This is a genomic window from bacterium (genome assembly GCA_019912885.1).
GTDB lineage: Bacteria > Lernaellota > Lernaellaia > JACKCT01 > JACKCT01 > JAIOHV01.
Genome location: JAIOHV010000112.1, coordinates 1 through 8,166 on the forward strand (window position 1 = coordinate 1; position 8,166 = coordinate 8,166).

9 protein-coding genes are annotated in these 8,166 nt (G+C 65.9%); all 9 read right to left on the reverse strand.

Going from position 1 to position 8,166, the window contains the following annotated elements; all coding sequences use genetic code 11:
- The coding region (locus K8I61_09460) for a hypothetical protein (GenBank protein MBZ0272254.1) at positions 1–309 on the reverse strand (309 nt) is incomplete at its 3' end.
- 71 nt (positions 310–380) lie between these two features.
- A complete protein-coding gene (locus K8I61_09465) occupies positions 381–1,535 on the reverse strand; it encodes an NDP-sugar synthase (GenBank protein MBZ0272255.1) in 1,155 nt (384 codons plus the stop codon).
- Positions 1,536–1,599: 64 nt separating this feature from the next.
- A complete protein-coding gene (locus K8I61_09470; protein ID MBZ0272256.1) occupies positions 1,600–2,676 on the reverse strand; it encodes a phosphotransferase in 1,077 nt (358 codons plus the stop codon).
- Positions 2,666–3,496, reverse strand: coding sequence for a sugar phosphate isomerase/epimerase (locus tag K8I61_09475; GenBank protein MBZ0272257.1), 831 nt, complete (start codon positions 3,494–3,496; stop codon positions 2,666–2,668). The genes K8I61_09470 and K8I61_09475 overlap by 11 nt, the downstream gene beginning before the upstream one ends.
- Before the next feature lie 220 nt (positions 3,497–3,716).
- Positions 3,717–4,142 (reverse strand): Hsp20/alpha crystallin family protein, encoded by a 426-nt coding sequence (locus K8I61_09480; GenBank protein MBZ0272258.1) that lies wholly within the window; start codon positions 4,140–4,142, stop codon positions 3,717–3,719.
- A gap of 524 nt (positions 4,143–4,666) precedes the next feature.
- A complete protein-coding gene (locus tag K8I61_09485; protein ID MBZ0272259.1) occupies positions 4,667–5,089 on the reverse strand; it encodes an Hsp20/alpha crystallin family protein in 423 nt (140 codons plus the stop codon).
- Between the two features lie 358 nt (positions 5,090–5,447).
- The gene (gene lysA, locus K8I61_09490) at positions 5,448–6,698 is read right to left on the reverse strand and encodes a diaminopimelate decarboxylase (protein ID MBZ0272260.1); all 1,251 of its coding nucleotides are present in this window, start codon (positions 6,696–6,698) and stop codon (positions 5,448–5,450) included.
- Positions 6,695–7,180, reverse strand: a complete 486-nt coding sequence (locus tag K8I61_09495; GenBank protein ID MBZ0272261.1) for a hypothetical protein — start codon at positions 7,178–7,180, stop codon at positions 6,695–6,697. The genes lysA and K8I61_09495 overlap by 4 nt, the downstream gene beginning before the upstream one ends.
- 142 nt (positions 7,181–7,322) lie before the next feature.
- On the reverse strand, positions 7,323–8,166 hold an 844-nt coding region (locus tag K8I61_09500; protein ID MBZ0272262.1), incomplete at its 5' end, for a hypothetical protein.

Here is an 8,166-nt window from a genome sequence, read left to right on the forward strand (position 1 = left end):
GTCATCGACGCTGTCATCGTCTCCTGCGTCATCGTCGGTGCTGTCATCGTCGCCGGTGTCGTCGTCGGCGCTGTCATCGTCGCCTGTGTCGTCGTCGGCGCTGTCGTCGTCGGCGCTGTCGTCATCCAGCGCGTCATCGTCCGCGGAATCGTCGTCGGCGTCGTCATCATCGAGATCGTCGTCGCCGGTGTCGTCATCAAGATCGTCGTCATGGGAATCCGCATCGTCGTCGTTGTCGCCACAACCGCATCCGAACCCTGGCGCAAAGACGCACACCAGAATGTACGCCAGAAAAAGAAATTGACGCACGGAACGACCTCCGAATTTGGGAGTGACGATTCTACGGCGGCGTTTCGCCGAAATACAGGCGGCTGCCGCGGTCAGCAGACGATTTCGTCCTCGCGGCGCGAGCCCGCCGGAACGTGCGTGCCGGGCAACATGACGGCTCGAATCAGCGTCGCGCCTTTCGAAACAACCGCCCCGCGGCCGACGATCGCGTCCGGGCCGACGGTCGCGTTCGCGTCGACGCACGCGTTCGGGCAAATCGCGACGGGCGGGACAAGGCGCGCGGTTGCGTCGATCGACGCCGAGGGCGAGACCCACACGCCCGGCTCGCGTTCGACAAGGCCGATCATCGCGTGGGGGAAATCGCCGCCGCGCGCGCGCAGGATCGCGAGTTGCGCATCGAGCAGATCGGCCGGCGTGCCGAGATCGAGAAACGGCCCGTCCACGAACACCGCGCGCACGGAACCCGGCTGCGTCTCAATGAGCGGCACGAGCCCCTTGCGCACGACGCAAAACGACCCCTCGCGCGGCATCGCGCCGAGCAGCGCGGGCGACGCGACGAGCGTGCCAATGTAAACGCCGCCGTCCGCGATGTCCGTGCCGCGAGCGATGTCGGAGCCGCGACCGATGTCAGAGCCGCGACCGTGAGGGAGCGGGCGGTTTCGCTCGTGCAAGCTCGCTTCTTTCGAACCAGGCGTGACGCCTGCGCTCCCGGGATTCACGAGCCCCGCGATGTCGATCACCGCGCCATCGGGCGTCACGTCGACGCGCCCGTATCGCGCGATATCCGCCGTGCGCGACAGCACCATCGTCGCGACCGCGCCGGACGCGCGGTGATTTTCGACGACGCGCGCAAGATCGAAGCGCGACATCGTGTCGCCATTCGTGACGACGAACGGTTCGCCGCGTGCGGATAGCCACGCGCCGTTTGCCGCGATGGCGCCGCCGGTGCCGAGGATTTCGCTTTCGATGGACACGCGCACGCGCTGCCAGAAGCACGAGCCGTAGCGCAGGTATGCCTCGATCTGATCGCCCAGGTGATGCGCGTTCACGGTCACGTCGAGCACGCCCGCGGAATACAACAGACGCAGCGCGTGCTCCACGAGCGGCCGCGCGACGACCGGTACAAGCGGCTTGGGGGTGCGCTCGGTAATCGGGCGAAGGCGCGTGCCGAATCCGGCGGCAAGGACGAGACCGCGCATCAGGCGAGAAAAGAGGAATGTGGAAAGAGGAATGAGAGTCGCCGCCATGACGCGCGAATTGCGCGGCGATGCAAATCCGAAATCCGATATCCGAAATCCGAAATGCGTTGCGTCACGATAACTCCGGCACGTGCGGCGCGAGCGCGGCGGCAAGCGGCGCGAGTTCGGCGTGGCGCGCGAGATTGCGTTTGACGTATGCGAGCGTGCGCGGGATGTCGGCGAGGAATTTCGGATTGCCCTTCACGCGGTCAAAAAACACAAATCGCCCCGCGGCCTTGAGATTGCGTTGCACGGACTGGATATCGAAGTCGCGGCGAAACGCGACGCGGTCGAACGCCGGCGCGCCAAGCTCTTCCGCGCGATCGCCATAGCGCGCGATGAGGCGGTCGATGAGATCGTCGCCCAGGTCGATGTAGCTGTCGCGCAAAAGGCTCGCGAGGTCATACACGCGCGGGCCGAGCAGCGCGTCCTGAAAGTCGATCACGACAAGATCGTCGCCGCGCACGAGCAGATTGCGCGCGTGGTAATCGCGATGCGTAAAGACGCGCGCAAGCGACGCGAGATGCCGCGCGATGCCGTCGTACGCCGCGTCGATCGCCGCGCGGCCGGCGTCGGATAGCGTGCGCGCGTGGCCGGGACGCCGTTCGATGCCGTATTCCGTGAAGTGGCGCAGCTCCCACATCAGCAGCGGGTATTCGAACGCCTGCCGAAACGCCATCGAATCCGGATCGGCGTCCGGCGTCGCACGCGCGTGCATCGCGGCGAGGATGTCGATCGCGCGTGCGTAGAGATTCTCGCGCCGCGATTCGTCTTGCGCGGCGGAAAGCAGCAGCTCGTCGCCGATGTCCTCGAGAAGCACGAGCCCGGCGGCGCTTGCGTCGGCGACGATACGCGGCACCGGGACGCCGGCACGCGTGAGTGTGCGGTGAATGTTCAAAAACGGCAGCTCGCCGCCCTCGGGGTGATAGAGCGTCACCTCCTCGCTCGCGACAACATTCTTCACGCCGACAAGGTCCATGACGACGAGCGATCGCGCCAGCCCGTTCGCGTCAAACCGCGCGCGCCAATAGCGGCGATCGGAGCCGTCGCCCGCAAGGCGCGTGACGGATAGATTCGCGGGCGCGCCGCCGAGCGCGCGTTCGATGGTGGCGGCGAGAAACGTCTCGTTCATCGCACGTTCAGACGCCAAGATGGCGCCGGATCGCCTCGCGCCCGGCGTCAAGGCGCGCGGCGAAGGCGGCTTCGTCGATGTCGCCCGCGGTCGGCCAGGCGATTTCGAGGATGATGTTCGGATCGCCCGCGCGCGTGATCGCATCGCGGAGCGCCGGCCAATCGATCGTGCCTTCGCCGGGGAGGAGATGATCGTCACCCGTGCCGTGGTTGTCGTGGATGTGCAGCGTCGCGACGCGCGGCCCCAGGAGCGAGGCCGCGGCGACCGCGTCCTCCACCACGTTCGCGTGGCCGACATCCAGGCACGCGGCGACGTTTTCGCCGGCCTCGTCGACAAACCGCGCGATGTGCTCGCCGCTCGACAGGCGCGTCATGACGTTTTCCAGGCAGAGCGTCACGCCGCGTTCGCGCGCGTCGGTGAGCGTCTTTGCGAGATCCTCGGCGTACAGTTCGCAAAGCTCCTCGTCGGTGCCCGCGCGATTTCCGGGTCCGTGCAGAACGGCGAGTCTCGCGCCGATGGACGGCATCTGCGCGATGACGCGCGCGCAAAGCCGCCAGGCCAGATGCGCGGCTTCGCGGTCGGGATCGCCGAGGTTGAGGTAGCGGAAATCGGGCACGCCGTAACGCTCGTAGAACGGCAGATGCACCGAGAGAATATCAAGCCCCGCGGCGCGCGCGTTTCGACCGTGCCAGACGACGGCGCCGGGCGATTCGACCTCGATATGCGGCGCCATCGCCCAGAGCTCGACGGCGTCGAAACCCGACTCGCGAATGATCTCGAAGTGCCGCTTGGCAAGCGGCCACAGAGCGAAGATGTGCGTGCTGACGCCGACGCGCACGGTCAACTCCAAACGGCGCGCCGCGCATCGACGACGGCCGCAAACAACGAATCCGGCGCGCATCGTATCACGCGCGCTGGACAAGAAAACGCCCGCCGGAAATGGCGGGCGTTCGTCGGCGAAAAGCGGGGACGGTCTCGCTCGCCCCCGATCAATGAATCACGGCCGTCGGCCGCGAGGGATGCCGCGCGGCGCGTGGCCGCACGGTCGTTTTGGCCGTTTACTTCACCTTGACGTCGATCTTGCGCGGCTTGGCCGATTCCTTCTTGCCGAGGGTGACGGTGAGGACGCCGTTTTCCATGTGCGCGTCGATCTTGCTGTCGTCAACCTCGTCGCCGAGAGTGAAGCGGCGCAGGAAGCTGCCATAACGCAACTCCTGAAGGTGATAGGTGTCCTTCTCCGTCACCTTCTCGAACTTGCGGTCGCCGCTGATCGTCAGCATGCCGTTCTCGATGCTGATGTGGACGTCTTCTTTCGTGAGACCCGGAAGCTCGGCCTTGACGATGAGCGCATCCTTCGTTTCCTTCACGTCGACGGATGGCGAAAACGCGAGCTTGCCTTCCGTCTCCCAGTGCCGGCCGAAAAAATCGTCCCACATGCGGTTCATCATGCTTGTCGGCGTTTCGGGATTCCAGCGAATCAACATGGCTCGACCTCCTTTGATATACTTGGATAGTTTCTTTTGTTTATCGCCCTAACTTTTGGGGCGCCGGCAAAAGCCGAATACGGCGGCCAAAGGGGCGACCCTCCTGAAGCGACCCACGCTCCAGGCGCTACTTTCACCGCCTATCACCAGTGTAATCACTCCATAAAGGGCGTCAACGTTTGCCGCTTGATTTCGGTCAAGCGCGAAGCTTCGTCGGCGGCACGCATTATGCTCTGATCACAAGCATTCCCATGCGTAGTAGGTATCGCGATTGTCGCCACAATTGGCGGATGTTGAGCCGCGCGCGATGTCGAGCGTTTGTCACCCTGAGCATTTGTCACCCTGAGCGAAGCGAAGGGTCTCGGCGATTGACCGGCGAGATCCTTCGCTTCGCTCAGGATGACAAGGGCGCTCAGGATGACAAGGGCGCTCAGGATGACAAGGGCGCTCAGGATGACAAGGGCGCTCAGGATGACAGGGGCGCTCAGGATGACAGGGGCGCTCAGGATGACACGGGCGCCGGACTAGTTGACTTTCACCTCGATCTTGCGCGGAACGGCCTTGGGCTTTTTCGCGATCGAAACGCGCAGGACGCCCGCGTCCATCTCGGCCGCGATGTTCTCCGCATCCACGGCGTCGCCCAGCGTGAAGCGGCGCGAAAAGACACCGGAATTCGTTTCGCGCAAGCGCCAGGCCTCATTCTCGCCGGCCTCGGGCGCCTTGCGTTCGCCGGAAATCGTCAGCACGCCTCGGTCCACCGCGATGTCGACATCACCCGCGGAAAGGCCCGGAAGCTCGACGAAAAGATCGTAGCCGTTTTGCGTTTCCTTGATGTCCACGTGCGGCGCGAACGTCACGGAGCGGCCGTTGCCGGGCTCGCCGCCGGCGACCTGATCGATCAGGCGATCGAGCTGATAGAGCACGTGTTGCGGGTACCAAATGGACATGACTTTCCTCCCTTTGCGTGTTGCTTATTTTTTCGCCTCCCGCGCGGGAGGCTTTCGTTTCCGGGCAAAACGTAAGCACGCAAAAAGGGGTGTCAACGGGGAATTGCGAATGGCGAATTGGGAATTGGGAATGGCGCCGCAAAACGTCCGGCGAGGTGAAGGACAGCGCAACGGAATTGTCACCCTGAGTGCAGCGGAATTGTCACCCTGAGCGAAGCGAAGGGTCTCGCCCTTTTCTTGCACGCACGGAGATCCTTCGCTGCGCTCAGGATGACAAGCCTCGCCACGGCGCGTTCGTTCGCGATTCGCAATTCGCAATTCCCAATTCCCAATTCCCAATTCCCCATTCGCAATTCGTTCAATCGGGGATCGTTTCTCCGGCGACGAGATCCTCGAGGCGTTCGCGGCGGCGGATGACGTGGAAGCGGTCGCCGTCAACGAGTACCTCCGCGGGGCGCGGGCGGGTGTTGTAGTTGCCGGACATCACAAAGCCATAGGCGCCCGCGCTCATGACCGCGATCAGCCCGGCCGGCTCCATCGGCGGCATGGGCCGATCCTTCGCCAGAAAATCTCCCGTCTCGCAGATCGGGCCGACGACATCCGCGGGCGTCATTTCGCCGGGCGTTTCGCGCACGGGCCAAAGCTCGTGCCAACTGTCGTAGAGCGACGGGCGGATGAGATCGTTCATGCCCGCGTCAACGACGACAAATCGCTTGCCGTGCTGCTCCTTGCGATAGAGCACGCTCGTCACGAGGATGCCGGCGTTGCCGGCGATCGACCGGCCCGGCTCGACGATGAGCGTCATGCCGAGCGCGGCGGCGCGATCGCGCACGAGGCGCGCGTGTTCGCCCGGCGGGGGCGGCTCCTCCGCGCGATAGGTGATGCCAAGCCCGCCGCCGACATCCAGATATCGAAGCGTATGTCCGCGCCCGCGCAAATCCTTTACCGCCGCGGTGACGCGCCCGAGCGCCTCGTCCACGGGCGAAAGGTCGGTGAGCTGGCTTCCGATGTGACAGGCGATGCCCGCGGCCGCGAGGTTCGGCAGCCGCGCGATTTCGTCGTAGCCCTCGCGCGCGAGGTTGATGTCGATGCCGAATTTGCTCGTCTTCAGGCCCGTCGATATGTATTTGTGCGTCTTGGGATCGACGTCCGGGTTGACGCGCAGCGCGACCGGCGCCGTGACGCCAAGCGACTTCGCGACGCGCGATAACGCCGCCAGCTCTTCCATCGACTCGACGTTGAACATGAGGATGCCTTCGGCGAGCGCGTCGCGCATCTCGTCTTCCGTCTTGCCGACGCCCGAAAACACGATGCGGTTCGCCGGAATCCCCGCGCGCCGCGCGCGATACAATTCGCCGCCGGACACGACGTCCGCCCCCGCGCCAAGCCGCGCGAGCGCGGCGACGACGCCGAGCGAACTGTTGGCCTTCACGGAGTAGGCGATGATGTGCGGCGTCCCGGAAAAACCCGCCTCCCAGGCGCGATACGCGCCCTCGAGGCTTGCGCGCGAGTAGGCGTAAAACGGCGTGCCGACGCTCCGCGCGATCTTCGCGACCGGCACGTTCTCCGCGAAAAGTTCTCCACCGCGATATACGAAATCTCCCGTCATTCGCCGTCATCCTCCGGCGGCGCGTCGGCCGCGTTGTCGTCGTTCGGTTCGCCCGGCGCGTCCGCTTGCGTTGGCGGCCCGTCGGCGGGCGGCGGTGCGAATTCCACGCCGTCCCACTTGCCCCCGCGCTCGATCCACACCTTCGGCGGCCCGCCCTCCCGCGGCGGCGCGGGAAAACCGACCGCGTCGCGCGCGGTCGGCCGCGTGATGTCCGTCTCGCGCCGCGCGCCGTAGATATCGAGCAGCCGCTCGGCTTCCTCGTTCAACTGCGTGCCGGCGTCGAGCCCGTCGTCGTCGCCAAGACCGAGCACCGCGCCTCCCGCCGGGGCCACGGGCGGCGCGCCCACCGACGCGGGTGTTTCACCCGCTTTCGATTCCGGCCCGGCGTCGCCAGGGGCGCCCGCGCCACCTTGCGGCGCCGGTGTCGAATCGCCCTTGTCCGTAGCGCCGACGACCGCCTTTGGCCGAGGCGCGCCCTTCAAGCCGCACGCTCCCGCGGAAACGGCAAGCGCGACGCAAAGGAGTATGACAACGAGACGAATCGGCAATGGTCGAGTCTCCCAGGGCGAGCGCGGACGGGCCGCATGCCGGGGCCGATCGTGATACGTCGCCCGTGCGCGCGCGTCAATCCGCGCCGGCTCGGTCGTACGAGCGGCGGCCCCGGCGCCGGGCGCTAAACTGCGTCAGGCCGATCCACAAGACGGCGGCGGACGCCGCCGCGAGGCTCGCCAGTTTTGCCCAAAGGCGCGTGCGTGTGTCCTCAAACGATACCGTGACGCGGTGCCGTCCGGCGGGGACGGAAAATACGATCTCGCCGGTCGGGTCGTGCGGGCCAAGCGAAGTCAGCACGCGCCCGTCGTCGCGGGCGGTCCAGCCGGGGAAATAGAATTTGTGGACGAGAACGCGGGCGGGCGTGTCGGCGCGGATGTCGATTTCGAAGTGCGTTCCGCGAACGGCGAATGGATTGGCCTCGGCCTGGCCGTCGATGACCTCCACGAGGTTCGGTTCGTAGCGATCGGGCTTGCGGCTCACCCCGATCGGCAGGTAATCGTCGCGGGCGGTCGCCCGGGTTTCGCGGGCCTCGCGCAGCGTTTCGCGGGTCAGAAGTTCATCGGCGCCGACGACGTGCGGCGCGAGACGAAGCAGCGACGCGGCGGCCTTGTCCACTTTCACGATGCGCCCGGGATCGGCGCGGTCGTGAAAGATATAACGCGCCTGCACCTTCGCCCCGTGCAGAAGAAACGCGGCGCTCACGACGACGATGGCCGCGCCGGCCGCCCCGGCGACGCCCAGCTTTTCGCGCGCGAGCGCCGAGGGCGCGCCGGCGAGGGCCGCGCATGCGACGGTCGCCAGCATCAGGAAGCGATAGGGAAACTGCACGAACGGCAAGAGTGGAACGTATTCCCAGAAAACCGCGGACGCGCGCGTACACATGAAAAGCGAAAGGACGGCGATCAGGGCGACGACG

Coding starts and splice junctions, on each gene's coding strand:
- lysA (MBZ0272260.1), bottom strand. CDS start 6,698: ATGACGGGAGATTTCGTATATCGCGGTGGAGAACTTTTCGCGGAGAAC.
- K8I61_09485 (MBZ0272259.1), bottom strand. CDS start 5,089: ATGTCCATTTGGTACCCGCAACACGTGCTCTATCAGCTCGATCGCCTG.
- K8I61_09465 (MBZ0272255.1), bottom strand. CDS start 1,535: ATGGCGGCGACTCTCATTCCTCTTTCCACATTCCTCTTTTCTCGCCTG.
- K8I61_09480 (MBZ0272258.1), bottom strand. CDS start 4,142: ATGTTGATTCGCTGGAATCCCGAAACGCCGACAAGCATGATGAACCGC.